General features: G+C 66.1%; 1 pseudogene. It reads left to right on the plus strand.

What is annotated here, in order from left to right:
• A pseudogene (locus tag IVB32_RS06665) lies at positions 1 to 322 on the plus strand (MFS transporter); the annotation flags it as partial.

A 322-nucleotide genomic window follows, 5' to 3' on the forward strand; every position in this document is an offset into this window, starting at 1 on the left:
CTTGCCGGCATGGCCAGCGCGCTGATCCTGCATTCGCTGGTCCTGAAGCTGATGCCGGAACAGGCGCATTACGCGGTGCTAGGTGCGATCTTCCTCTGGGGCATCTCGGGATGGGCGTTCTACCCGGCCCAGGTCGCCAGCATCATCCGGATCGAGCCACAGGCCTCGATGATCGCGCTCTCGCTCAACGCCTCGGCCATGTATCTCGGCTTTGCGATCGGCGGTGCCTTGGGCGGCGCCGTGCTTGCGGCGTGGAGCCCCGCCGATCTCGGCTGGGTCGGCGGATTAAGCGTTTCGGCGGCTCTTCTGGTCCATCTCGCCC

This window comes from Bradyrhizobium sp. 23, assembly GCF_023073295.1.
GTDB lineage: Bacteria > Pseudomonadota > Alphaproteobacteria > Rhizobiales > Xanthobacteraceae > Bradyrhizobium > Bradyrhizobium canariense_D.